Here is a 24,347-nt window from a genome sequence, read left to right on the forward strand (position 1 = left end):
CGGCAGGTTGCGTTCCGGGGAGCCCCCGGAGGGATGGCGCGGATATTCACAGGGCCGCGGTTATCCACAGTTTTTCGGTGAGATCTCCGAGATTTCCGTTGCGGCCCCACGGTGATTCCTGACGCGAAGTTCGCGGACGGCAGGAATCACGAGAGGGGTGCGCGCGGTGGAGGGAACAAGGACTTCCGGGGCCAGGGGCGCGGCGAGGACTGGGGGGACGACTGCGGCGAGGGCTGCGGGGAGGGCCGGGGAGAGGAGTTCCGCGGTCGCCGCGGGCCCGGGTGGGGCAGCCGACGAGCCCCGCCGCGCGGGGCCGCTGATCGTCACCGAGGACCTCGCGCTCCTCGACGACCTCCTCCGGCTGTGCGCGGCGGCCGGAGTCGAGCCCGAGGTGCACCACCGGGTGCCGGAGCGGCGGGCGAGTTGGACCGACCCGCCGCTCGTCCTGGTCGGTGACGACGCGGCGGTCCGCTGCCGAGGGGCGGCGCGTCGTCCGGGGGTCGTCCTCGTCGGCCGCTCGCAGGACGATCCAGGGGTCTGGCGGCTCGCCGTCGAGGTCGGCGCGGAGTGCGTGCTGCGGCTGCCGGAGGCCGAGAGCGTCCTCGTCGACCGCATCGCCGACGCGGCCGAGGGCGTGGGGCGGCAGGCGCTGACCGTCGGCGTCGTCGGTGGCCGGGGCGGCGCGGGCGCCTCCACCCTGGCCTGCGGCCTCGCGCTGGCCGCCGCGCGGACCGGCCGGCGCACCCTGCTCGTCGACGGCGACCCGCTGGGCGGGGGGCTCGACGTCTTGCTCGGCGGCGAGCGCGAGGACGGCAGACGCTGGCCCGACTTCGCCGCCTCGAAGGGACGGCTGGCCGGCGGCGCCCTGGAGGAGTCGCTGCCCGCCGTGCGCGGTGTGCGGGTGCTCAGCTGGGGCAGGGAGCCCGCGGCGCCGGTGCCGCCCGAGGCCGTGCGGTCCGTGCTCGCCGCCGCGCGCCGTCGCGGCGGGGTCGTCGTGGTCGACCTGCCGCGCGGGACCGACGAGGCGGCCGCCGAGGCCCTGGCCCAGCTCGACCTCGGACTGCTCGTCGTCCCGGGGGAGCTGAGGGCCGTCGCGGCTGCCCACCGGGTGGCCTCGGTCCTCGGCATGGTCGTGCGCGACCTCCGGGCCGTGGTCCGCGGTCCGTACGCGGCGGGGCTCGACGAGCGCTGGGTCGCCGACGCCCTGCGGCTGCCGCTCGCCGGTGAACTGCCCTACGACCCGGGGATCGTCGCCGACCAGGACGCCGGCGTGCCGCCGGGCGCGGAGCCCCGTGGGGCGCTCGGCCGGTTCTGCGACGCCTTCTGGGAGCGCGCCCTCGTCCCCGGTGGTGCGGCATGACCGGGACCGTCGTCGCGGGTGGCGGCGGGATCGGGGGCGGCGGTGCGGGGCTGCTCGACGCCGTGCGGCAGCGGCTCGCGGCGAGCGGCGCCGAGCCCACTCCGGCGCGGGTGGCGGCGGCGCTCCGGGCCCAAGGGCGGCTCCTCGGAGACGCGGAGGTGCTCGGCGCGGCCGAGGAGCTCAGGTCCGAGCTGATCGGCACGGGGCCGCTGGAGCCGCTGCTCGCCGATCCGGCGGTCACCGACGTCCTGGTCTCGGCGCCCGACCGGGTGTGGGTGGACCGGGGTACGGGCCTGGAGCGGGCCCCGGTGTCCTTCCCCGACGCCACAGCCGTCCGCAGGCTCGCGCAGCGGCTCGCCGCCGTGGCCGGACGCCGGCTCGACGACGCCCGGCCCTGGGTGGACGCGCGGCTGCCCGACGGCACCCGCATGCACGCGGTGCTGCCCCCGGTGGCGGTCGGCTCGACCTGCCTGTCGCTGCGGGTCGTGCGCCCGCGTGCCTACACCCTGGACGAGCTGGCCGATGCGGGCACCGTGCCGCCGGGCGGGGCCCGCGTCCTGCGGGCGCTCATCGACGCCCGTGTGTCGTACCTCGTCAGCGGCGGCACGGGGACGGGGAAGACCACGCTGCTCGCCTCCCTGCTGGGTCTCGTGGGGGAGCGGGAGCGGATCGTGCTCGCCGAGGACTCGGCGGAGCTGCGACCCGACCACCCGCACGTGGTGCGGCTCGAAGCGCGGCCCGCGAACCAGGAGGGCGCCGGTCTCGTGACCCTGCGGGACCTGGTCCGCCAGGCGCTGCGGATGCGGCCCGACCGTCTGGTGGTCGGCGAGGTCAGAGGCGGCGAGGCGGTGGACCTGCTCGCCGCCCTCAACACCGGCCACGAAGGGGGGTGCGGCACGGTCCATGCCAACACGGCGGCGGACGTACCGGCCCGTCTTGAGGCGCTCGGGACCGCGGCCGGGCTCGACAGGGCCGCCCTGCACAGCCAGTTGGGCGCTGGTCTGTCCGCGGTGCTCCACCTCGTACGGGACCGGGACGGGCGGCGGCGGATCGCCGAGATCCACGTCCTGGAGCGGGATCGGGACGGGCTCGTACGGACGGTTCCCGCGCTGCTGTGGGGTGCGGCCGGGTTCGAGCGGGAGCGGGGCTGGGAGCGGCTGCGGTCGCTGATCGGAGGCGGGACGTGGTGATCGCGGAGCTGGTGTCGGTGCGGGCCGTGGCGGAGGGGGCGGCGCTGTTCTGCGCGGGGCTCGGCCTGTGGCGGCTGGTCGAGTGGCGGCGCGGGACGGCCCGGGCCCGGGCGGTGCTCGCGGGCGTCGTGCCGGACGAGTCCGGAGAGCGGGACGAGCGCCGTGAGTGGCGGGCGGTGGCCGTGCGGTGGTGGGCCGTGGCGCGCGGGCGGCGGGCATGGCTGTGCCTGCCGGTGGCCGGGGTGGTCGCGCTGCTGGGCGGGTCGCCGCTGCCGCTGGGCGCCGGCGTGGTCGCGGTGCCTCTGGTGGCCCGGCGGCTGCGGGCGGCCGAGCGGCGGAAGGAACGGGAGGCGCGCGCCGATCGCGTGGTGGCCCTCTGTGGGGCCGTGTCCGGGGAGCTGAGAGCCGGTTGGCAGCCCGCGCAGGCGCTGTCGTTCGCGGCCCGGCAGACGGGCGCGCTGGGCGACGAGGAGGCGGTGGTGCTCGCGGCGGCCCGGTTCGGCGGGGACGTGCCGGAGGCGCTGCGGCGGGCGGCCCGGCAGGACGGCGCCGACGGGCTCGCCGGCCTGGCGGCCTGCTGGCAGGTGGCCGTGGACGGTGGTGCGGGCCTGGCGGCCGGGCTCGACCGGCTGGAGGCGGCCCTGCGGGACCACCATGAGCAGCGGGAGCGGCTGCGGGCCGAACTGGCCGGGGCCTGGGCGACGGTGACGGTCCTCGCGGTGCTGCCGGCGGCCGGACTCGCCCTCGGAGCGGCGCTGGGCGCCGATCCGCTGCGGGTGCTCCTGCACACGCCGGCGGGTCTGGGGTGCCTGGTGGTGGGCGGTGCGCTGGAGGCGGCCGGCCTGTGGTGGGCCGCGCGGATCGTCCGGGGAGGGGAGCCGGCATGAGGGGGGTCGGTCAGATCGTGGCGCTGCTGATCCTGGCGATGGTGCTGTGTGAGCAGGCCGTCCTCGCGGTGGTGCGTGAGCGGCGGGCGCGGGGGATGCGGCGGCGGGTGGGGAGCCTGCTGGCGACGCCCGCGCCACGGCCCGGGAAGCCGGTGGCCCGGAGGGCCCGGGGTGGGTGGTCGACCCGGGTGAAGCGGTGGGCGGTGCCGCTCGCGGTGTCGCTCGTCGGCTGGGCGCTGCTCGGTGTGTTCGGCGGTCTGTGCGCGGGGGTCCTGGCGGCCTGCGGGGCGCGGTGGCGGCGGGCCCGGAAGCCGCCGGCCGCGTCGTCCGACGGCGGCGAGGTGGCGGCGCGTCACCTTCCGCTCGCTGCCGATCTGTTGGCGTCCTGCGCCTCCGCGGGGGCGGGGCCGGGAGAGGCGGCGGAGGCCGTGGGGCGCTCGCTCGGCGGTCCGCTGGGCGAGCGGCTGATCCGCACGGCGGCCGAACTGCGGCTCGGCGGTGAACCGGCCGAGGTGTGGCGGAGGTTCGGCGCGATACCGGGCGCCGAGGGGCTGGCCCGCTGCATGGAGCGGGCCGGGTCCTCGGGCGCTCCCGCGGCGGAGGCCGTCGCCCGGCACGCGGCGGGCCTGCGGGCCGCCCGGGCCCGGACGGCCGCGGCGCGGGCGCGCCGGGCGCAGGTGCTGATCAGCGCGCCCGTGGGGCTCTGCTTCCTGCCCGCGTTCCTGGCGGTGGGGGTGGCGCCCGTGGTGATCGGGCTGGCGACGGGATTGATGGACCGATGAACGCAACGGCAAGGCGACACAAGGAGATCGAGATGGCGAGCATGGCGGGCAAGGCGGCGTCTGTGCGTGGGTGGTGGCGGGCTCGGCGGCGGGCCTCGCGGTCCGACGCGGGGATGACGACGTCCGAGTACGCGGTGGGCACGATCGCCGCGGCGGCCTTCGCCGCGGTGCTCTACAAGATCGTGACGAGCGGGACGGTCTCGGGAGCGCTCGAGTCGATGATCGGCAAGGCGCTCGATGCGCCGTTCTGACCGCGGGTTCGTGACCGTGGAGGCGGCGATGGTCCTGCCCGTCCTCGCGCTGTTCACGGTGACGCTGCTCTGGGCGCTGGCCGCGGCCGCCGCGCAGATCCGGTGCGTGGACGCGGCGCGGGCGGGGGCCAGGGCGGCGGCCCGCTCCGAACCGGTCGCCGCCGCCGAGGGGGCCGCCCGGGCCGCCGCGCCCGAGGGCGCCCGGGTGTCGGTGACGCGGTCGGGGGAGCTGTGGCGGGTGACGGTGGAGGTGGCGGCCCCGGGTCCCCGGGGCATGGGACTGACCTTGCGGGCGGGCGCGGCGGCCCTCGCGGAGGACACGATGGGCGAGGGCCTGGGGTTCGGGAGCCCGCCGTGACGGCGGGTCGCCAGGCCGGGCGGGCCGGTCGGGTCGGATGGGCCGGTCGGGTCGGATGGGCCGGTCGGCGTGATCGGGGGGCGGCGACCGTGTGGGCGGCGTTCGCGGCCTGTGCGTTGTGTGTGGTGTTCGGGGCGGTGCTCGCGCTCGGGCAGGCGGTGGCGGCCCGGCACCGGGCCGGCGGCGCCGCCGATCTGGCCGCCCTCGCGGCGGCCGACCGGGCCCTGTGGGGCGAGGCCGAGGCGTGTGCCGTCGCTTCCCGGGTGGCCGCCGCGCAGGGCGCCGAGCTGCTGCGGTGCGCCGTGCGCGGCGACATCGCCGAGGTGACCGCCACGGTGGTGCGCGGGCCGTACCGGCCGGACGTCAGCTCTCGGGCGGGGCCTCCGGGGCCTCCCTCAGCAGTTCCGTGAGGAGACGGACCGCGCCGCGCTTGTGCAGCGGGTCGTTGCCGTTGCCGCACTTCGGGGACTGGACGCAGGAGGGGCAGCCCGCCTCGCACTCGCAGGAGGCGATGGCCTCGCGGGTGGCGGTCAGCCAGGCCCTGGCCGTGTGGAAGGCGCGCTCGGCGAAGCCCGCGCCGCCCGGGTGGCCGTCGTACACGAAGACGGTCGGCAGCAGCGTGTCGGGATGGAGGGGTACGGAGACGCCGCCGATGTCCCAGCGGTCGCAGGTGGCGAAGAGCGGCAGCATGCCGATGGAGGCGTGTTCGGCGGCGTGCAGGGCGCCCCCGAGGATCTCCGGGCTGATCCGGGCGGCGTCGAGCTGGTCCTCGGTGACCGTCCACCACACGGCCCGGGTGCGCAGGGTGCGGGGCGGCAGGTCGAGCTTGGTCTCGCCGAGGACCTCGCCGGTGATCAGACGGCGGCGCAGGAAGGAGACGACCTGGTTGGTGACCTCGACGGAGCCGAAGCAGAGGCGGCCGGCTCCCCAGGGGATCTCGGTGTCGGTTTCGAGGACGGAGACGGAGGTGGTGTCGCGGGCGGTGGTGGAGTACGGGGGGACGGCCTCCTCCACGAGGGCCACGGAGTCCTTCAGGTCGAGCTCCCGCACCAGATAGGTGCGGCCCTGGTGGAGGTGGACGGCGCCCTCGTGGACGGCGGTGTGGGAGGCGCCCTCGTCGACCGTGCCGAGCAGGCGGCCGGTGCCGGCCTCCACGATCCGGACGGGGCTGCCGCCGCCGCCCCGGATGTCGGTGAGGTCGGCCGCCCGCTCGCGGCGGGTCCAGTACCAGCCGGTGGAGCGGCGGCGCAGCAGTCCGGCGCCCTCCAGCTGGGGCATCAGGCCGGGCGCGGCCGGGCCGAAGAGCGTCAGGTCCGCGTCGGTCAGCGGGAGCTCCGCGGCGGCGGCGCACAGATGGGGGGCGAGGACGTAGGGGTTGTCGGGGTCGAGGACGGTCGACTCGACCGGCTGTTCGAAGATCGCCTCCGGGTGGTGGACCAGGAAGGTGTCCAGCGGGTCGTCCCGGGCGACGAGGATCGCGAGGGCGCCCTCGCCCGAGCGGCCGGCGCGGCCCGCCTGCTGCCACAGGGAGGCCCGGGTGCCCGGGTAGCCGGCGATCACGACGGCGTCCAGGCCGGAGACGTCCACGCCCAGCTCCAGGGCGGTCGTGGCGGCCAGGCCGAGGAGCTCGCCCGAGTGCAGGGCCCGTTCCAGGGCGCGGCGCTCCTCGGGCAGGTAGCCGCCCCGGTAGGCGGCGACCCGCCGGGCCAGGGCGCGGTCGGTCTCGGCGAGCCGTTCCTGGGCGATCACCGCGATCAGTTCGGCGCCGCGCCGGGAGCGGACGAAGGCGACCGAGCGGACGCCCTGTCGGGTCAGGTCGGTCAGCAGGTCGGCGGTCTCGGCGGTGGCGGTGCGGCGCACGGGCGCGCCGCGCTCGCCGTGGAGCTCGGTGAGCGGCGGCTCCCACAGGGCGAAGACCAGTTCGCCGCGCGGGGAGGCGTCGTCGGAGATCTCGGTGACCGGCAGTCCGGTGAGGCGGCCGGCGGCCAGGGCCGGTTCGGCGGAGGTGGCCGAGGCGAGGAGGAAGACGGGATCGGAGCCGTACCGGGCGCAGATCCGGCGCAGGCGGCGCAGCACCTGGGCGACGTGCGAGCCGAAGACGCCCCGGTAGGTGTGGCACTCGTCGATCACGACGTAGCGCAGGGCGCGCAGGAAGGAGGACCACCTGGGGTGGGAGGGGAGTATGCCCCGGTGCAGCATGTCGGGGTTGGTCAGCACGTAGTTCGCGTACTGGCGGACCCACTCGCGCTCCTCGACGGGCGTGTCGCCGTCATAGACGGCGGGGCGGATCCGGGTGCCGAGCGGGCCGGCCAGTTCCCGTACGGCGCGGCGCTGGTCGGCGGCGAGGGCCTTGGTGGGCGAGAGGTAGAGGGCGGTGGCCCCGCGTCCGTTGGGGGCCTCCGCGCCGTCCAGGAGGGTCGTCAGGACCGGGGCGAGGTAGGCGAGCGACTTGCCCGAGGCGGTTCCTGTGGCGATCACCACGGAATCGCCGTTCAGGGCGCGCTCGGCGGCCTCCGCCTGGTGCGCCCAGGGGTGCTCGATTCCGGCCGCCTGGATCGCGCTGATCACCTCGGGACGGATGAGGTGCGGCCAGACGGCATGACGGCCCTCCCGGGCGGGCATGTGCTCCGTATGAGTGATGCGCGCGGCCCGACTCTCGCCTGCGGAGAGCCGGTCGAGGACCATGCCGGGGGAGGGGCGACTGCCCGTGTCCCCGGCTGGACGGCGGGGGCGTGGATTCTTGGCCATCGGCACCGAGTGTGTCACTGCCAGGACGGACAATGCTTCCAAGGCGTCGTGCATGACTGCCGGTAAGTGATTGAATGCCATTGCGGCTGGCGATCAGTTCCCTGGCTCCGCCTGGGAGGCCCGAGGGGGCGATCGCCCGATAGCAAGGTGCTGGAGGATCCGTGGACCTGTCCCTGTCGACTCGCAATGTGTCCGGCGCTGGTGGCGACCGTACGGTCGTCGAGGTCGGTGGCGAGATTGATGTGTATACCGCGCCCAAGCTGCGCGAGCAGTTGGTCGAGTTGGTGAACGACGGCAGCTACCACCTGGTTGTCGACATGGAGGGCGTGGACTTCCTCGACTCCACCGGCCTGGGTGTGCTCGTCGGTGGGCTCAAGCGCGTTCGTGCGCACGAGGGCTCGCTGCGTCTGGTCTGCAACCAGGAGCGCATTCTGAAGATCTTCCGGATCACAGGGCTCACCAAGGTGTTCCCGATCCACACGTCGGTCGACGAGGCCGTCAACGCGGTCGACTGACCGAGGGGGATCGCATGGCCACCGTTGAACTCCGATTCAGCGCTCAGCCCGAGCACGTCCGTACGGCTCGCCTGGTGGCGGCCGCGGTCGCCCGCAGGGCCGGAGTGGACGAGGCGGTCCTCGACGAGGTGCGTCTCGCCGTCGGTGAGGCCTGTTCCCGTGCGGTCGGGCTGCATCGCAGCAACGGCGTCACGACCCCCATCAGGGTCGTGCTGTCCGAAGAGGAGAAGACGTTCTCCATCGAGGTCGGCGACGAGGTGCCGGGCGCGGGCGTGGCGGCGGCGGATGCCGCCGGTGTGCCCGGTGCGCGGTCCTCGGCCCCGGCCGATGACTTCGACGACGCCGACGGCGAGGACGAGATGGGTCTCGCGGTGATCCGCGGGCTCGTCGACGACGTCGAGGTGAGCGCCGGCGAGGACGGCGGCACCATCCGCATGAGCTGGCCTACCAGCACGGCGGACGTCCTGTCCTGACACCGTTCGACCGGTACAAGCGCGACGAGAAGAGGCCCTGCCCCGTGCAGGGCCTCTTCTCGTTCCTCTTTTCGTTTCCTCGGCGGCTCGTGCGGCCGCCCGGATTGGTGCATCCGCGCGGTGGCTCCACGGGGTCCCCGTTTGAGCAGGTTCGTCTCCTTATGATCCGTCCCCATGGACCCCACTTCGCTCGCCGCGGCGGTGCTCACGAGCGGGAACCGGACGATCGTGGTCGTCGTCGCGGCCGTCGCCCTCGGCGCACTGGTCGTCGCCCAGCTCCTCGCCCGCCAGGTGCTCGCGGCCGGCCAGGGCACCGAGAAGATGAAGGAGATCGCCGCCGCCGTGCAGGAGGGCGCCAACGCCTATCTCGCGCGGCAGCTGCGTACTCTCGCCGTCTTCGCGGTCGCCGTGTTCTTCCTGCTGATGCTGCTGCCCGCCGACGACTGGTCGCAGCGCGCCGGACGGTCCCTGTTCTTCCTGGTCGGGGCGCTCTTCTCGGCGACCACCGGATACCTCGGCATGCGCCTCGCCGTCCGGGCGAACGTGCGGGTCGCCGCGGCGGCCAGGGAGGCCACCCCGGCGCCGGGCGAACCGGAGAAGAACCTCACCGAGGTCGCGCACCGGGCCATGCGGATCGCCTTCCGTACGGGCGGGGTCGTCGGCATGTTCACCGTCGGCCTCGGACTGCTCGGAGCCTCCTGCGTCGTCCTCGTCTACGCCGCCGACGCGCCGAAGGTCCTGGAGGGTTTCGGACTCGGCGCCGCGCTCATCGCGATGTTCATGAGGGTGGGCGGCGGCATCTTCACCAAGGCCGCCGACGTCGGCGCCGACCTGGTCGGCAAGGTCGAGCAGGGCATTCCCGAGGACGACGCGCGCAACGCCGCCACCATCGCCGACAACGTGGGCGACAACGTCGGCGACTGCGCGGGCATGGCCGCCGACCTCTTCGAGTCGTACGCGGTGACGCTGGTCGCGGCACTCATCCTCGGCATGGCCGCCTTCGGCGATCACGGCCTCGCGTTCCCGCTGATCGTGCCCGCGATCGGCGTGGTCACCGCGGTGATCGGCATCTTCGCGGTCGCCCCGCGGCGCGCCGACCGCAGCGGGATGAACGCCATCAACCGGGGCTTCTTCCTCTCGGCGACGATCTCGCTCGTGCTGGTCGCCGTCGCCGCCTTCACGTACCTGCCGTCCTCGTACGCCGAGCTGGAAGGCGTCACCGAGCCCGGCATCAACGACCACTCCGGCGATCCGCGGGTCCTCGCCCTCGTCGCGGTCGCCATCGGCATCGTGCTCGCCGCGCTCATCCAGCAGCTCACCGGCTACTTCACCGAGACCGGCCGGCGGCCCGTCCGGGACATCGGCAAGTCCTCGCTCACCGGACCCGCCACCGTCGTCCTCGCGGGCGTCGCCCTCGGCCTGGAGTCCGCCGTCTACACGGCCCTGCTGATCGGGCTGGCCGTGTACGGGGCGTTCCTGCTCGGCGGTGCCTCGATCATGCTGGCGCTGTTCGCGGTCGCCCTCGCCGGGACGGGCCTGCTCACCACCGTCGGCGTGATCGTCGCCATGGACACCTTCGGCCCCGTCTCCGACAACGCGCAGGGCATCGCGGAGATGTCCGGCGACGTCCGGGGCGCGGGCGCGCAGGTCCTCACCGACCTCGACGCCGTGGGCAACACGACGAAGGCCATCACCAAGGGCATCGCCATCGCCACCGCCGTCCTGGCAGCCGCGGCGCTCTTCGGTTCGTACCGGGACGCCATCGCGACCGCGGTCTCCGAGGCCGGTGCGATCGGCGGGGCGGCGGACGTGCTGACGCTCTCCATGGACATCTCGCAGCCCAACAACCTCTTCGGGCTGATCCTCGGAGCGTCGGTCGTCTTCCTCTTCTCGGGGCTCGCGATCAACGCGGTGTCCCGGTCGGCCGGTTCGGTGGTCTACGAGGTGCGGCGGCAGTTCCGCGAGCACCCCGGGATCATGACGTACACCGAGAAGCCCGAGTACGGGCGGGTCGTCGACATCTGCACCAGGGACGCGCTGCGCGAACTCGCCACGCCCGGGCTGCTCGCCGTGACGGCCCCGATCGCGGTCGGCTTCGCGCTCGGTGTCGGACCGCTCGGCTCGTACCTCGCCGGAGCGATCGGCACGGGCGCCCTGATGGCGGTCTTCCTCGCCAACTCCGGCGGTGCGTGGGACAACGCGAAGAAGCTGGTCGAGGACGGCAACCACGGCGGCAAGGGCAGCGAGGCGCACGCCGCGACCGTCATCGGGGACACCGTCGGCGACCCCTTCAAGGACACCGCGGGACCGGCGATCAACCCGCTCCTGAAGGTGATGAACCTGGTCGCGCTGCTGATCGCCCCCGCGGTCGTGAAGTTCGGTTACGGGGACGACGCCAACGACTGGGTGAGGGCGGCGATCGCGGGGCTCGCGGTCCTCGTCGTGGTCGCCGCGGTTTGGGTCTCCAAGCGGCGTTCGGTGACGGTCTCCTGACGTGTCGTCCGTCTCATTTTCCGGGCGCGGGAGGTGTTCGCGGAGCTCTCTCCCTTGGTTCAAACGACTGCAATGTGGGATGAATCCCTCCCACGAAAGGTGGAAGTAGCCCGTTCGGCGTGTATGTTCCGGGGCCGAGAGCCTTGGAAGGGACCGATCCGGTGAACAAGAAGCTTGCGGCCGCGCTGTCCGGCGGCGCGGTACTGGTGCTCGCGCTGTCCGGTTGCAGCGATGACGAGGGCGACAAGGTGGGGGACTGGGCGAAGACGTTCTGCGACCAGGCGAAGCCTCAGATCCAGAAGCGGGCCAACGCCCACCAGATCATCATCTCGACGGCGGCCGACAGTAAGCCGGCCGAGATCCAGGCCGCCGACTCGAAGGCGTTCCAGGACATCGCCGACGCCGACCGCGCGCTCGCCAAGGCCGTCGAGGCCGCCGGGGTCCCGCCCGTCGAGAACGGCGAGAAGGTCCAGCAGGACGCGATCAAGGAGCTCAACGCCACCGCGGTGGCCTACTTGGGGCTCAAGAAGGAAGTCGACGCGCTGGACCCGAGCAACCAGCAGAAGTTCGCGGACGGCCTCCAGGACGTCGCCGACGGGCTGACCAGGATCGAGAAGATGGACCAGGCGGCGCTGGCCAAGCTGGAGGAGGGCGAGCTGGGCCAGGCGATGGCCAAGCAGCCCGGCTGCCAGAAGCCCACGGCCTCGGTCCCGCCGAAGACGTCCGGTTCGGCCACGGCCTCGCCGAAGCCCGGCTCGACCTCCTCGGACAAGGGCTCGGACGCGGACGCGGACTCGGGCTCCGGCTCGGAGTCGGACGCCGACTCGGGCTCCTCGACGCCTAGCAAGAAGGCCTCCGCCAAGCCCACCAAGAAGTCCTAGGAGCAGGTCTTCCCCACCCCGGCGGCGGCGATCGGTCGTCTGTCGCCGGGTCGGCAGCCCGGATGTCGGTGGCGGCCGTCACAATGGGATCCGTGAGTACGACCAGCCTGCCTCCCCGCCTCCCGGTGCCCGCGCACGCCGCCCGTCTGCGCGAGGCACTGCTCGCCGCCGACTACACCGCCGACGGTCTGCTCGACCTGCTCGGCGCCCCCGCCTACGCGGCGCTCGCCCGCAGCGAGACCGTGCCCGCCCTGCGCGCCACCCGCGGCGACTCGTCGCTGGAGACCCTCGTCCGGCTCTTCCTGCTCCAGCGGGCCGTCGCGTACGACAAGGCCGCCGCCGCGCTCCCGCTGGACGAGGCCCTCGCCGACGGCTGGGTGGTCCGCGAGGACGACGCCGTGCTCGCCACGGTCGACGTCCGGCCCTACGGAGGCGAGGACGGCGGGAACTGGTTCATCGTCTCCGACCTCGGCTGCGCCGTCGGCGGAGCCGGCGGCATCGGGAAGAAGGCCGAGGGCGTCGTCCTCGGCGTCGGCGGCGCCTCCACCACGCTCGCCGGGATCACCGTCCGTACGGCGGTGTCCTCCGCGCTCGACCTCGGTACCGGCTCCGGCATCCAGGCGCTGCACGCCGCCCAGCACGCCACGCTGGTCACCGCCACGGACCTCAACCCGCGCGCCCTGGACTTCACCCGGCTCACGCTCGCCCTCTCCGGGGCCCGGGAGGCCGAGCTGCTCGAAGGCTCGCTCTTCGAGCCGGTCGACGGCGACACGTACGACCTGATCGTCTCCAACCCGCCGTTCGTCATCTCCCCCGGCGCCACGCTCACCTACCGGGACGGCGGGATGGGCGGCGACGACCTGTGCCGCACGCTCGTGCAGCAGGCGGGCGAGCGGCTCAACGACGGCGGATACGCCCAGTTCCTCGCCAACTGGCAGCACGTGGACGGCGAGGAGTGGCAGGACCGGCTGCGGTCCTGGGTGCCGCGCGGCTGCGACGCCTGGATCGTGCAGCGCGAGGTCCAGGACGTCACCCAGTACACGGAGCTCTGGCTGCGGGACAGCGGGGACCACCGCGGCGACCCGGACGCGTACCGGCTGGCGTACGGGCGCTGGCTCGACGAGTTCGAGGCCCGCAGGACCAGGGCGATCGGCTTCGGCTGGATCACGATCCGGCGGAACGCGGCGGTGGAGTCGGGCGAGACCGAGCCCTCGATCCTGATCGAGGAGTGGCCGCACCCCGTCGAGCAGCCCCTCGGCGACACCATCCGCGCCCACTTCACGCGCCAGGACTACCTGCGGAGCCACGACGACGCCGCGCTGCTCGCCGACCGCTTCACGCTCGCGCCCGAGGTGATGCAGGAGCAGGTCGGGCTGCCGGGCGCCGAGGACCCCGAGCACGTCGTGCTCCGGCAGAACCGCGGCATGCGCCGCGCCACCAAGGTCGACCACGTCGGCGCCGGGTTCGCCGGCGTGTGCGACGGCACCCTCAGCGCCGGCCGCATCCTCGACGCGATCGGGCAGCTCATGGGGGAGGACCCGGTCATACTGCGGGACCGCACCCCGCAGGCGATCCGGCTGCTCGTCGAGGAGGGCTTCCTGCTGCCCGTCGGGCAGACGCCCGGGGAGTCCGGCGAGGTGAGCGGCGCTTGATACGGATCGAGCTGGACGAGGCCTCGCTCGGGGCGACCCGGATCGCCATCAGCCCGCTGCGGGACGCGTTCTGCTCGATGCACCTCGCGCTGCCGCACCGTCACCCCTCCTGGCCGTACCAGGCGTGGGTCGGGCAGGCGCGCGAGGTGTGGCGCGAGGACGACCGGCTCCGCCCGCTGTGGGACCTGTTCGTCGAGGGGCGGGTCGAGGTCTCCGACTTCCTGCTGCCCCGGCCGTTCGGCACGGTCAACGTCCACGAGGAGCTGGCCGCGCTGCGGGCCACCGACCCGGAGTTCGTCCGCGCCCAGGTGGCCGTCTGCTATCCCGGCATGGCCGACGAGCCCTTCGTACAGCCCTACCTGAAGGATCCGGAGGCGGCCTGCGCGGCGCTCGCCGACGCGTACGCGGCCTACTGGGAGGGCGCGATCGAGCCGTACTGGCCGACGATGCGGCGGCTCGTCGAGGACGAAGTGCTCGTCCGGGCCAGGACGTTCGCGACGGAGGGCGTCGACGCGCTGTTCGCGGGCCTGGAGACGCGGGGGCGGTGGCAGCCCCCCGTACTCGAACTGACCAAGTACATCGACGCGGAGTACGCGCCCGGAGAGCGCCGGCTCGTGCTCGTGCCGCTGGTCTTCGCCGAGGGCTGCCGGCTGTACTCGACGGACGACCCCGAGGTGTTCGCGCTCAGCTTCCAGGCCCGGGGAGCCGCCGCCCTGCGCGAACCGCCCGAGCCCGTCGCCGACGACCGGCTCGGCCTGATGCTCGGCCGGGGCCGCGCGGCGGTCCTGCGCGAGCTGGGCGGGCCGCTCACCACGGCCGGGCTCGCCGACCGGCTCGGCCTCGCGCCGAGCACCGTCTCCGAGCACCTGTCGGTGCTCGCGGAGGCCGGGGTCGTCACCCGGCACCGGGTCGGGCGCTCGGTGTACTACCAGCTCACGGACACCGGCCGTTCGCTGCTCGCGCTGCTCGCCGGGGAGGGCGTGCTGCACGCGGTCGCGTAAGGGGGTGGGGTCGCGTGCCGACGATTCGGGGGCTCCCGAATCGATGGCCCCGCCCCTCCGCCGGCTTCTACCGTCCGCCGCATGCTCGCAATCGAGGCGGACGCGCTGCGCCGCACCTACACCAGCAGGACCGGGTGGCTGAAGCCCCGGCGGACCGAGACCGAGGCCGTGCGCGGGGTCACCTTCGAGGTGGCGCCCGGGGAACTGTTCGGCCTGCTCGGCCCCAACGGCGCCGGGAAGACCACCACCATCAAGATGCTCAACACCCTGCTCCTGCCGACCTCCGGCACGGCCCGGGTGTTCGGCCACGACGTGGCCCGCGACCCCGTCGCCGTACGCCGCAGGATCGGGTACGTCTTCGGCGGCGACCGCGGCCTGTACGAACGGCTCTCCGCCCTCGACAACCTCCGCTACTTCGCCGAGCTGTACGGCGTCGAGGCCCGCGACCAGAAGCGGCGCATCGCCGAACTCCTCGACCTGGTCGGCCTCGTGGGCCGGGAGAAGGAGCGCGTCGAGGGGTACTCGCGCGGCATGCGGCAGCGCCTCCACATCGCCCGCGGCCTCCTCCACCGCCCCGACGTGCTCTTCCTCGACGAGCCGTCCATCGGCGTCGACCCCGTCGCCGCCCGCGACCTGCGCCGCACGGTCGCCGACCTGTCCGCGGCCGGCACCACCGTCCTGCTCACCACCCACTACATGGCCGAGGCCGACGAGCTCTGTGGCCGGATCGCCGTGATCGCGGGCGGCCGGATCTGCGCCCTCGGCACGCCCGAGAGCCTCAAGTCCCGGGTGCGGGGCCGGGACGTGCTGGAGATCCAGGCGTATGGGGTCGACGAGGAGCGGCTCGACCGGGTGCGCCGCCTCGCCGGGGTGCGGGGCGCGTCGGTCGAGGACCGGGGCGCACTGCAGATCGTCACCGTGCAGACAGGCCGGGCCTCCGCCGAGCTGCACGGACCGGTGCTGAACGCCCTCGACGGCGTACGGATCGGCCGGGTCGCGAGCCGCGAACCGTCCCTGGAGGACGCGTACATCGCGATCGTGGAGGAGGCGTCCTCCAGGGACGGCTCGGGGGACACGGAGGCTGTTGACCGCGCGTCCGAGGAGCTTCCCGTGTCCGAGGAGCTGCCGGTGTCCGAGGAGCTGCCCGTATGAGGCGCGTCCCGCGGCTGATCCTCGTCGGCGTCCGCACCCATGTCTCGTACATGTCGCGCTCCCCGATCGAGATCACCTTCGCCGTCCTCGTCCCGCTCGTCTACGCGACCCTCGCCGTCTACCTGTTCCGGGCCGCGGGCGACCCCGACCGGCTGCTCACCGCCTCCGTCGGCGCCGGACTGATGGGCATCTGGGGCTCGGTGCTCTTCGGTTCGGGCGGCGCCGTGCAGAACCAGCGCTGGCTCGGCACCCTGGAGACCCTGGTCGTGGCGCCCGCGCCGCTCGCGCTCGTCCTGCTCCCGATCACCCTCGCGACCGCCGTCATCGGCACGTACGCGATGGGTGCGACGGTCCTGTGGGGCGTGGTCCTCTTCGGTGTCCCGCTCGACTTCGCGCACCCGCTGCTGTTCCTGCTCGCCGTGCCCGTCTGCGTCCTCGCGCTCGGCATGATGGGGCTCCTCCTCGCCGCCACCTTCGTTCTGCTGCGCAACGCCAACGCCCTGGCCAACCCCCTGGACACGCCCGTCTGGCTGCTGTCCGGGCTCCTCGTGCCCGTCACCGTGCTGCCCGCCTGGACGCACCCGCTGTCCTGGGCGCTGCCCACCACCTGGGGCGCACGGGCCGTGCACGCGGCGACCTCCGGCGGGGACGTGGTCACGCCGCTCCTCGCCGCCGTCGCGCTCGGGGCGGGTTACGCCCTGGCCGCCGTCCTCGTCCTCGGGCGGGTGGAGCGCCGGGCGCGCGCCGCCGCCACCCTCGCCCTCACCTGAAAGGCCAGCCAGAGATGTTCCGTTTCCCCGGCACCGCCCGGCTCGTCGTCGTCGGCGGCGCGATCTCCTACCGGGCGCTCTTCAACTGGACGACCCCGCCGATGTTCATCGGAACGCTGCTGGTGGGGCCGCTTCTCCAGGTTTTCTTCTTCGTCTTCCTCGGCCGGGAACTGGGCGTCGCCGACGACCGTTTCCATCTCGTAGGCAACGCCGTCCTCGCAGCTTCCGCCTCCTGCGTGTACGGCGGCACGATGGCCGTCGCCAACGAGCGCCGGTACGGCACGCTCGGCGCCGTCCTGCTCTCGCCCCGGCACCGGGTCCCGCTCTGGCTCGGGCGCGCCCTCCCGTACGTCCTCAACGGGCTGTTCGTCAGCGGCTTCGTGCTGACCGCCGCCGCGCTCGTCCTCGGGCTGCCCGTGCCCGCCGGCGCGCTGCCCGGGCTCGCTCTGGTGCTGCTCGCCGCCGCCGGTGCCTGCTCGGCCTTCGGGCTCGCGCTGGGGGCGCTCGGGCTCCGCTTCCGCGACGTGTTCCTGGTGTCCAACGTGGCGAGTTCGGGGCTGCTCCTCCTGACGGGCGCCGCCGTGCCCCGGGAGTCGCTGCCGGAGTGGATGCGGTTCGCCGGCGAGCTGCTGCCGCTCACGCACGCGGCGGACGCGGCGCGGCGGCTGACCGCGGGCGGCGGCCTGGACGGCACCCTGCTCGGGACCGAGCTCGCGGTGGGCGCCGGCTGGGGGCTGCTCGCCGTCGCCCTGCTCGCCCTCTTCGAGCGCGGCAGCCGACGCCGGGCCACGCTCGACACGATGTGACGGAGGAGAGGGAAAGGACGTGAGGAGTGGGTCACTACCGGCCATCTTCGTGAAACCGTACGGGACGGTCCGCGTCGTTCACCCGGAATTCGCGCCCACGACGCCCGGAGGTGTCAGCCTCGGCTGCGGGAGACGAACACCGCACGTGGACGGAACGGGGTACGGGCATGGAGAGCGGGCCGGCGATCTTCGCGGGGGCGGCGTTCACGCTGTTCGGGGCCGCGCTGCTGCTGTGGACGACCGTGCGGGTGCTGCACCGCGAGCCCGTGGCGTACGGGGTCGCGCCCCGCACCGCCGTCGCGCTGACGAGCCTCTTCGGCGCCGCCTTCCTGGCCCTCGGCCTCTGGTGCTTCGGCCGGCTCTGAGCCGCCTCCGGTTCCACCGCTGATCTCTCCGGCGCGTCCGCCCGCCCCGCCCGACCGGGAGTCCGGGCGGCAGGAATGCCAGGACTCGGGTTACCGTTCGAGTGGCCGTTGCGGGCTTTCGCCGTTTGACACGGGGGCGGGTTGTACCGTCACACTCCGCAGCGACGGGAGCGTCACCGTCCGTGCCGCTGCCGTGCGTGCCAGTGCCGTACGTGCCAGAGAGTGTCGATCCGGAGAGAAGAGCGAAGTTGTCCCCGACCAGCGAGACCGCACACGGCGGCCGCCGACTCGTCATCGTCGAGTCGCCCGCCAAGGCGAAGACGATCAAGGGCTACCTCGGCCCTGGCTACGTCGTCGAGGCGAGCGTCGGGCACATCCGCGACCTCCCCAGCGGCGCCGCCGAGGTGCCGGAGAAGTACACCGGCGAGGTGCGCCGCCTCGGCGTCGACGTCGAGCATGACTTCCAGCCCATCTATGTCGTCAACGCCGACAAGAAGGCGCAGGTCAGGAAGCTCAAGGAGCTGCTCGCCGAGTCCGACGAGCTCTTCCTCGCCACCGATGAGGACCGCGAGGGCGAAGCCATCGCGTGGCACCTCCAGGAAGTCCTGAAGCCCAAGGTCCCGGTCCACCGGATGGTCTTCCACGAGATCACCAAGGACGCCATCCGCGAGGCCGTCGCCAACCCGCGCGAGCTCAACCAGCGCATGGTCGACGCCCAGGAGACCCGCCGCATCCTCGACCGGCTGTACGGCTACGAGGTGTCGCCGGTCCTGTGGAAGAAGGTCATGCCGAAGCTGTCGGCAGGCCGTGTGCAGTCCGTCGCCACCCGGCTCGTCGTCGAGCGGGAGCGCGAGCGCATCGCCTTCCGCTCCGCCGAGTACTGGGACCTCACCGGCACCTTCGGCACCGGCCGCTCCGGCGACGCCTCCGACCCGTCCACGCTGGTCGCCCGGCTGAACACGGTCGACGGCAAGCGTGTCGCCCAGGGCCGTGACTTCGGCGCCGACGGCCGGATGAAGACCGACAGCGTCCTCCACCTGGACGAGGCGAACGCGCGCGCCCTGGCCGCCGCGCTCGCCGACACCGCGTTCGCGGTGCGCTCGGTCGAGTCGAAGCCGTACCGCCGCTCCCCGTACGCCCCCTTCCGCACCACGACCCTCCAGCAGGAGGCGAGCCGCAAGCTGGGCTTCGGTGCGAAGGCGACCATGCAGGTGGCGCAGAAGCTGTACGAGAACGGCTTCATCACCTACATGCGTACGGACTCCACGACCCTGTCCGACACCGCCGTCGTGGCGGCCCGGGCGCAGGTCACGCAGTTGTACGGCGCCGACTACCTGCCGGAGAAGCCGCGCGTCTACGCGGGCAAGGTCAAGAACGCGCAGGAGGCGCACGAGGCGATTCGCCCTTCGGGTGATCGTTTCCGCACCCCCGCGGAGACCGGCCTGACCGGCGACCAGTTCCGGCTCTACGAGCTGATCTGGAAGCGGACCGTCGCCTCCCAGATGAAGGACGCCACCGGTAACTCGGTCACCGTCAAGATCGGCGGCCGGGCCTCCGACGGCCGTGACGCCGAGTTCAGCGCCTCCGGCAAGACGATCACCTTCCACGGCTTCATGAAGGCGTACGTCGAAGGCGCCGACGACCCGAACGCGGAGCTCGACGACCGCGAGCGGCGCCTGCCGCAGGTCGCCCAGGGCGACGCGCTGACCGCCGAGGAGATCACGGCGGACGGCCACGCGACGAAGCCGCCGGCCCGCTACACCGAGGCCTCGCTGGTCAAGGAGCTCGAAGAGCGCGAGATCGGCCGCCCGTCGACGTACGCGTCGATCATCGGCACCATCCTCGACCGCGGCTACGTCTTCAAGAAGGGCACGGCGCTCGTGCCGTCCTTCCTGAGCTTCGCCGTCGTCAACCTCCTGGAGACGCACTTCGGGCGGCTCGTCGACTACGACTTCACCGCGCGGATGGAGGACGACCTCGACCGCATCGCGCGGGGCGAGGCCAAGTCCGTGCCGTGGCTGAAGCGCTTCTACTTCGGTGAGGGCGGGGGCACGGGCGAGGGCGGCGCGGCTGCCCCCGGCGGCGCGGCGGACGCCGGGAACGGCGACGGCGACCACCTCGGCGGCCTCAAGGAGCTCGTCACCGACCTCGGCGCCATCGACGCCCGGGAGATCTCCTCCTTCCCGGTCGGCAACGACATCGTGCTGCGCGTCGGCCGCTACGGCCCGTACGTGGAGCGCGGCGAGAAGGACGCGGAGGGCCACCAGCGCGCCGACGTCCCCGAGGACCTCGCGCCCGACGAGCTCACCGTCGAGCACGCCGAGGAGCTGCTCGCCAAGCCGAGCGGCGACTTCGAGCTGGGCGCCGACCCGGTCAGCGGCAACCAGATCGTGGCGAAGGACGGCCGCTACGGCCCGTACGTCACGGAGATCCTGCCCGAGGGCACCCCGAAGACCGGCAAGAACGCGGTGAAGCCGCGGACGGCCTCTCTCTTCAAGTCGATGGCGCTCGACACCGTCACCCTGGAGGACGCGCTCCGGCTGATGTCCCTGCCGCGGGTCGTCGGCGTGGACGCCGAGGGCGTCGAGATCACCGCGCAGAACGGCCGCTACGGCCCGTACCTGAAGAAGGGCACGGACTCGCGGTCGCTCACCGACGAGGAGCAGCTCTTCTCGATCACGCTCGAAGAGGCGCTCGCGATCTACGCGCAGCCGAAGCAGCGTGGCCGGGCGGCGGCCAAGCCGCCGCTGAAGGAGCTGGGCACCGACCCGGTCAGCGAGAAGCCCGTGGTCGTCAAGGACGGGCGCTTCGGCCCGTACGTGACGGACGGCGAGACCAACGCCACCCTGCGGACCGACGACAGCGTGGAGACGATCACGCCGGAGCGCGGTTACGAGCTCCTCGCGGAGAAGCGGGCCAAGGGGCCGGCGAAGAAGGTCGCCAAGAAGGCGCCGGCGAAGAAGACCACGACGGCGAAGAAGACGGCCACGAAGACGGCGGCGAAGAAGACCGCGGCGAAGAAGACCACCGCCGCCAAGACGACCGCCGCGAAGAAGACCACGGCGGCGAAGAAGACGACCGCGGCCAAGAAGACGGCGGCGTCGCAGCCGGAGTAGACGCATGGTGTGACGAAGGCGGGGCGGGGGCCGGTGGCCCCCGCCCCGCCTTCGTCACAGGGTCGTCCGGATGTTCGGTCGGAGGCCGCGGGGAGCAAGGGCGTCCGGATAGGGTGGACGGATGACGCGAGCAGAGCAGCCAGACCGCCTCGGCGATTCCGACGCCGCACTCGTCGCGGATTCCCAGGAGCGTGCCGTACGGGCCCTCCTGCGCCATCAGCCCGTGCGCCGGCTGTGGGGCGCCCAGGTGGCCGGCGGCGTCGGTGACGCCCTCGCCCTCCTCGTCCTCGTCCTCCTGGGCCTCCAGGCGGCCGTCGCCGAGGGCGCGCTCGGGGGCGGATACCGGGGCGCCGCGTTCGCCGTGGCCGCCGTCGTCGGTACGCGTCTGCTCGCCTCGGTCCTCTTCGGGGCCGTCCTCCTCGGCCCGCTCACCGCGCTCACCGGCCCCGACGGCCCGCTCGACCGCCGCTGGACCATGATCGGCGCCGACGGAGTGCGGATCGGGCTCCTCGTCATCGCGCCCCTGTGGATCGACTGGACCCCCGACAGCGCGCTCTGGTTCCTGCTCGGCACCGTCTTCGTCACCGGAGCGGCCGAGCGGCTCTGGACCATCTGCCGCGAGGGCGCCGCGCCCGCGCTGCTGCCCGCCCCGCCGCTGGAGGGCGACGCCGTACGGCCGCTCCCCGACCACCTCGGCGCGCTGCGCCGGCTGTCCCAGCGCACCGGCTTCCTCGCCGTGCCGGCCGCGGCCGCCGTCCTGCTCGTCGCCACGCTCGTCGGCAATCTGCTCGGTGCCGGACTCGACTGGTTCTCGCTGCACCAGGCCGCCCTCGGTTCGTACGTGGCGGCCGGCCTGTTCGCCGCCTCCGTCACCGGCCTGTACGCGATGGCGCTGCCCGGCGGGCAGACGCCGAGGCCCCGTTCGCCCCTGGAGGGGCTGCGCCGCCCCGCGGCGGAGAAGGGCGCCGCGGAAGGCAAGGGCCGCACCGGCGTCCTGCCCCTGCTGGTCCTGACCTGCGCCACCGTCGCCGGGGCGATCGCCGCGGCCGCGTCCCTCGCCGTCCTCCACGCGTACGACCTGGGCGGCGGCCCCGTCACGTACGCGCTCCTGATCCTCGCGCTCAGCGGCGCCACCGCCGTCGGCATCCGCACCGCGCGCAAGGTCCTGCCCGTCCTGTCCCGGCGCCGGCTGCTCGCCCTCGCGACCGCCGTCACCGGTGTCGCGCTGATCGCCATGGGCCTGGTCCCGGACACCGCGACCGTGCTGTTCCTCGCCGTCCTCGCCGGGTACACCGCCGGTGTCGCCGCCAACACCGGCCACACCCTCGTCGACCAGGAGACCGAGGAGCCGCGCCGGGCCCGGACCACCGAGCACCTCCAGGCCAACGCCCGTGTGGGCATGGCCGTCGGCGCGCTCGCCGCCCCGCTGCTCGCCGCCGCCATCGGGCCGTACCGGCTCGCCTCGGAGAGCGCCGACTTCGCGCACGCCGGCGCGGCCCTGACGCTCGCCCTGGTCGGCGCCCTGCTGCTGCCGGTCGCCGCGCTCGTCCTCGCGAAGACCGACGACCGCGCCGGTGTCCCGCTCCGCCGTGACCTGCGCGACGCGCTGCGCGGCTCCGACCCCGCCCAGGCACCCTCCCCGACCGGCTTCTTCATCGCCCTGGAGGGCGGCGACGGCGCCGGGAAGTCCACCCAGGTCCAGGCGCTCGCCGAATGGATCCGGGCGAAGGGTCACGAGGTCGTCGTCACCCGCGAGCCCGGTGCCACTCCGATCGGCAAGCGGCTCCGCTCGATCCTTCTCGACGTGTCGTCGGCGGGTCTTTCGAACCGGGCCGAGGCCCTGCTGTACGCGGCCGACCGCGCCGAGCACGTCGACTCCCTGGTCCGGCCCGCCCTGGAGCGGGGCGCGATCGTCCTCTCCGACCGGTACATCGACTCGTCCGTGGCCTACCAGGGCGCGGGCCGCGACCTGTCCCCGACCGAGATCTCCCGCATCTCGCGCTGGGCGACGGACGGGCTCGTCCCGCACCTCACCGTCGTCCTCGACGTCTCCCCGGAGACGGCCCGGGAGCGCTTCACCGAGGCGCCCGACCGGCTGGAGTCCGAGCCGCCGGAGTTCCACGCGCGCGTGCGGGCCGGTTTCCTCGCCCTCGCGGCCGCCGACCCGAGCCGCTACCTCGTCGTCGACGCCGGCCAGGAGCCCGAGGCCGTCACCACCGTCGTACGCCACCGGCTCGACCGGATGTTGCCGCTCTCCGAGGCCGAGGTGAAGGCCGCCGAGGAGGCCCGCCGGAAGGCCGAGGAAGAAGCGCGGCGCCTCGCGGAGGAAGAGGCCGCCCGCAAGGCCGAGGAAGAGCGCCTGGAGCGCGAGCGGCAGGAGCAGCTCGCCAAGCTCCGCGCCGAGGAGGAGGAGCGGAAGCGGCGCGAGGAGGAAGAGGCGCGCCGCCTGGAGGCCGAGCGGCAGGCGGAGGAGGCCCGCCGGAAGGCCGAGGAGGCCCGGGTCGCCGCCGAGCTCGCCGCCGAGGAGGAGCGGAAGCGGCTCGCCGCCGAGGAGAAGGCCCGCCTGGAGGAGCAGGAGCGGATCCGCAAGGAGGCCGAGGAGGAGGCGCGGCTCCGGGCCGAGGCGGAGGAACGCCGCCTGGAGAAGCAGCGCAAGGCCGAGGAGGCCCTGCTCCGGGCCGAGGAGGCCCGCCGGATGGCCGAGGCCGCCGCCGCCGCGAAGGCGGCGGAGGAGGCCGCGGTGAAGGCCGCGGCGGAGAAGGTGGCCGCCGAGGCGGCCGCGAAGGCCGCCGCCGAGAAGGCCGCGGCGGAGCGTGCGGCGGCCGTGGCCGCTGCCGAGGCCGAGCGGAAGGCGGCGGCCGAGCGCGCCGCTGCGGAGAAGGCGGCCGCGGAGAAGGCTGCTGCGGAGCGTGCGGCGGCCGAGAAGGCGGCGGCCGAGCGGGCCGCTCGGGCCACCGAGGAGTCCGCGAACGAGGTCACCGTGGCGACGCCGGTCGTGAAGCCGGACGCCGGGCCGGTCGCCGAGCCGGTCGCCGAGTCCGAGGCGCCCACCGTTTCGCCCAACGAGGTCACCGTGGCCACGCCGATCATGAGGCCTGAGGCCGAGACGGCCGTCATGCCGAAGATCCGGGACCCGCGGGCCGTCGACGAGACCGCCGTCCTGCCTCCCGTACGGGATCCCCGGGTGTCCGACCCCGCCGACCGGGTGCCGCAGGGAATCTTCCGCGACGAACGGACGCAGCCGCAGCCGCAGGCGCAGGCGCACGGCGCGAACGACCGGACCCGTGAGCTGCCCCAGCTCGACGAGAACGGGCAGCCGCGCCGCCGCTCGGACTGGGCCGAGGAGACCCCGCTCGACGATCTGCCGACCCTCGCGGACGAGCTGTTCGGCCCGCACGACGACGACGAGAACGACGGCCGTCGCCGCCGCCGCTGACGGCGGGCGTCCTCGCCAACGCCTACGTCGACACGTTCGCCGGCTGGACCGGCGCCACGCACGTCACGGCGAGCGTCGGCTCGGGCGTGCTCGTGCTCGCCTCCGCGGGGT

The 24,347-nt window shown here is 74.0% G+C and carries 20 protein-coding genes; 19 read left to right on the forward strand and 1 reads right to left on the reverse strand.

Translation table 11 applies throughout. The features are described 5' to 3' along the window. Positions 1-316 precede the first annotated feature (316 nt). The 7 genes from ssd (at position 317) to OG357_RS21170 (ending at position 5,238) form a co-directional block, all read left to right on the forward strand. On the forward strand, positions 317-1,360 hold the full coding sequence (gene ssd / locus OG357_RS21140; RefSeq protein WP_329625648.1) for a septum site-determining protein Ssd: 1,044 nt from the start codon (positions 317-319) through the stop codon (positions 1,358-1,360). Then, complete coding sequence (locus OG357_RS21145; protein ID WP_329622635.1) at positions 1,357-2,550, forward strand: TadA family conjugal transfer-associated ATPase; 1,194 nt, start codon at positions 1,357-1,359, stop codon at positions 2,548-2,550. The genes ssd and OG357_RS21145 overlap by 4 nt, the downstream gene beginning before the upstream one ends. Next, on the forward strand, positions 2,544-3,437 hold the full coding sequence (locus OG357_RS21150; protein WP_329622636.1) for a type II secretion system F family protein: 894 nt from the start codon (positions 2,544-2,546) through the stop codon (positions 3,435-3,437). The genes OG357_RS21145 and OG357_RS21150 overlap by 7 nt, the downstream gene beginning before the upstream one ends. Continuing rightward, positions 3,434-4,219, forward strand: a complete 786-nt coding sequence (locus OG357_RS21155; RefSeq protein ID WP_329622637.1) for a type II secretion system F family protein — start codon at positions 3,434-3,436, stop codon at positions 4,217-4,219. Before OG357_RS21150 ends, OG357_RS21155 begins: the two co-directional genes overlap by 4 nt. A 32-nt stretch (positions 4,220-4,251) precedes the next feature. Beyond that, entirely contained in the window at positions 4,252-4,470 is a 219-nt protein-coding gene (locus OG357_RS21160; RefSeq protein WP_443066706.1) for a DUF4244 domain-containing protein, read from the forward strand. Beyond that, positions 4,457-4,828 carry a TadE family type IV pilus minor pilin gene (locus OG357_RS21165; protein ID WP_329622638.1) on the forward strand — a complete coding sequence of 124 codons (372 nt, stop codon included), beginning with the start codon at positions 4,457-4,459 and terminating at the stop codon, positions 4,826-4,828. The genes OG357_RS21160 and OG357_RS21165 overlap by 14 nt, the downstream gene beginning before the upstream one ends. A gap of 89 nt (positions 4,829-4,917) precedes the next feature. Next, complete coding sequence (locus OG357_RS21170; protein ID WP_329622639.1) at positions 4,918-5,238, forward strand: Rv3654c family TadE-like protein; 321 nt, start codon at positions 4,918-4,920, stop codon at positions 5,236-5,238. On the opposite strand, the gene OG357_RS21175 is transcribed toward OG357_RS21170, so the two are convergent. Then, positions 5,192-7,657: a DEAD/DEAH box helicase gene (locus OG357_RS21175; RefSeq protein ID WP_329622640.1), complete on the reverse strand. Its 2,466-nt coding sequence runs from the start codon at positions 7,655-7,657 to the stop codon at positions 5,192-5,194. The two genes, OG357_RS21170 and OG357_RS21175, sit on opposite strands and share 47 nt — an antisense overlap. A gap of 80 nt (positions 7,658-7,737) precedes the next feature. On the opposite strand from OG357_RS21175, the gene OG357_RS21180 reads away from it, so the two are divergent. The 12 genes from OG357_RS21180 to tmk all read left to right on the forward strand — a co-directional run bounded on the left by OG357_RS21180 (position 7,738) and on the right by tmk (position 24,236). Further along, positions 7,738-8,091, forward strand: a complete 354-nt coding sequence (locus tag OG357_RS21180; protein WP_015034520.1) for an STAS domain-containing protein — start codon at positions 7,738-7,740, stop codon at positions 8,089-8,091. A 14-nt stretch (positions 8,092-8,105) separates the two neighbouring features. Beyond that, positions 8,106-8,564: an ATP-binding protein gene (locus tag OG357_RS21185; RefSeq protein WP_317596683.1), complete on the forward strand. Its 459-nt coding sequence runs from the start codon at positions 8,106-8,108 to the stop codon at positions 8,562-8,564. A gap of 174 nt (positions 8,565-8,738) precedes the next feature. Beyond that, positions 8,739-11,057 carry a sodium-translocating pyrophosphatase gene (locus tag OG357_RS21190; protein ID WP_329622641.1) on the forward strand — a complete coding sequence of 773 codons (2,319 nt, stop codon included), beginning with the start codon at positions 8,739-8,741 and terminating at the stop codon, positions 11,055-11,057. A gap of 161 nt (positions 11,058-11,218) precedes the next feature. Then, positions 11,219-11,938, forward strand: coding sequence for a small secreted protein (locus tag OG357_RS21195; protein WP_329622642.1), 720 nt, complete (start codon positions 11,219-11,221; stop codon positions 11,936-11,938). An 83-nt stretch (positions 11,939-12,021) separates the two neighbouring features. Next, positions 12,022-13,590, forward strand: a complete 1,569-nt coding sequence (locus tag OG357_RS21200) for a DUF7059 domain-containing protein (protein ID WP_443066707.1) — start codon at positions 12,022-12,024, stop codon at positions 13,588-13,590. Continuing rightward, positions 13,587-14,591, forward strand: a complete 1,005-nt coding sequence (locus tag OG357_RS21205) for an ArsR/SmtB family transcription factor (RefSeq protein ID WP_329622644.1) — start codon at positions 13,587-13,589, stop codon at positions 14,589-14,591. Before OG357_RS21200 ends, OG357_RS21205 begins: the two co-directional genes overlap by 4 nt. 81 nt (positions 14,592-14,672) lie before the next feature. Next, positions 14,673-15,743, forward strand: coding sequence for an ABC transporter ATP-binding protein (locus OG357_RS21210; protein ID WP_329622645.1), 1,071 nt, complete (start codon positions 14,673-14,675; stop codon positions 15,741-15,743). Continuing rightward, a complete protein-coding gene (locus OG357_RS21215) occupies positions 15,740-16,513 on the forward strand; it encodes an ABC transporter permease (protein WP_317596673.1) in 774 nt (257 codons plus the stop codon). The genes OG357_RS21210 and OG357_RS21215 overlap by 4 nt, the downstream gene beginning before the upstream one ends. 14 nt (positions 16,514-16,527) lie before the next feature. Then, the gene (locus OG357_RS21220; RefSeq protein ID WP_329622646.1) at positions 16,528-17,319 is read left to right on the forward strand and encodes an ABC transporter permease; all 792 of its coding nucleotides are present in this window, start codon (positions 16,528-16,530) and stop codon (positions 17,317-17,319) included. A 167-nt stretch (positions 17,320-17,486) separates the two neighbouring features. After that, positions 17,487-17,684 carry a hypothetical protein gene (locus OG357_RS21225; RefSeq protein WP_329622647.1) on the forward strand — a complete coding sequence of 66 codons (198 nt, stop codon included), beginning with the start codon at positions 17,487-17,489 and terminating at the stop codon, positions 17,682-17,684. 248 nt (positions 17,685-17,932) lie between these two features. Further along, on the forward strand, positions 17,933-20,800 hold the full coding sequence (topA, locus tag OG357_RS21230) for a type I DNA topoisomerase (RefSeq protein WP_329622648.1): 2,868 nt from the start codon (positions 17,933-17,935) through the stop codon (positions 20,798-20,800). A 121-nt stretch (positions 20,801-20,921) separates the two neighbouring features. Then, positions 20,922-24,236 (forward strand): dTMP kinase, encoded by a 3,315-nt coding sequence (gene tmk, locus OG357_RS21235; protein ID WP_329622649.1) that lies wholly within the window; start codon positions 20,922-20,924, stop codon positions 24,234-24,236. The last annotated feature ends 111 nt before the right edge of the window (positions 24,237-24,347 follow it).

This window comes from Streptomyces sp. NBC_01255 (genome assembly GCF_036226445.1).
Lineage (GTDB): Bacteria > Actinomycetota > Actinomycetes > Streptomycetales > Streptomycetaceae > Streptomyces.

Excerpts from the sequence above, each read along its gene's own strand:
- OG357_RS21145 (WP_329622635.1), top strand. The coding sequence starts at position 1,357 with ATGACCGGGACCGTCGTCGCGGGTGGCGGCGGGATCGGGGGCGGCGGT.
- OG357_RS21155 (WP_329622637.1), top strand. The coding sequence starts at position 3,434 with ATGAGGGGGGTCGGTCAGATCGTGGCGCTGCTGATCCTGGCGATGGTG.
- OG357_RS21160 (WP_443066706.1), top strand. The coding sequence starts at position 4,252 with ATGGCGAGCATGGCGGGCAAGGCGGCGTCTGTGCGTGGGTGGTGGCGG.
- OG357_RS21165 (WP_329622638.1), top strand. The coding sequence starts at position 4,457 with ATGCGCCGTTCTGACCGCGGGTTCGTGACCGTGGAGGCGGCGATGGTC.
- OG357_RS21175 (WP_329622640.1), bottom strand. The coding sequence starts at position 7,657 with ATGGCATTCAATCACTTACCGGCAGTCATGCACGACGCCTTGGAAGCA.
- OG357_RS21185 (WP_317596683.1), top strand. The coding sequence starts at position 8,106 with ATGGCCACCGTTGAACTCCGATTCAGCGCTCAGCCCGAGCACGTCCGT.
- OG357_RS21190 (WP_329622641.1), top strand. The coding sequence starts at position 8,739 with ATGGACCCCACTTCGCTCGCCGCGGCGGTGCTCACGAGCGGGAACCGG.
- OG357_RS21200 (WP_443066707.1), top strand. The coding sequence starts at position 12,022 with ATGGGATCCGTGAGTACGACCAGCCTGCCTCCCCGCCTCCCGGTGCCC.
- OG357_RS21210 (WP_329622645.1), top strand. The coding sequence starts at position 14,673 with ATGCTCGCAATCGAGGCGGACGCGCTGCGCCGCACCTACACCAGCAGG.
- OG357_RS21215 (WP_317596673.1), top strand. The coding sequence starts at position 15,740 with ATGAGGCGCGTCCCGCGGCTGATCCTCGTCGGCGTCCGCACCCATGTC.
- OG357_RS21220 (WP_329622646.1), top strand. The coding sequence starts at position 16,528 with ATGTTCCGTTTCCCCGGCACCGCCCGGCTCGTCGTCGTCGGCGGCGCG.
- OG357_RS21225 (WP_329622647.1), top strand. The coding sequence starts at position 17,487 with ATGGAGAGCGGGCCGGCGATCTTCGCGGGGGCGGCGTTCACGCTGTTC.
- tmk (WP_329622649.1), top strand. The coding sequence starts at position 20,922 with ATGACGCGAGCAGAGCAGCCAGACCGCCTCGGCGATTCCGACGCCGCA.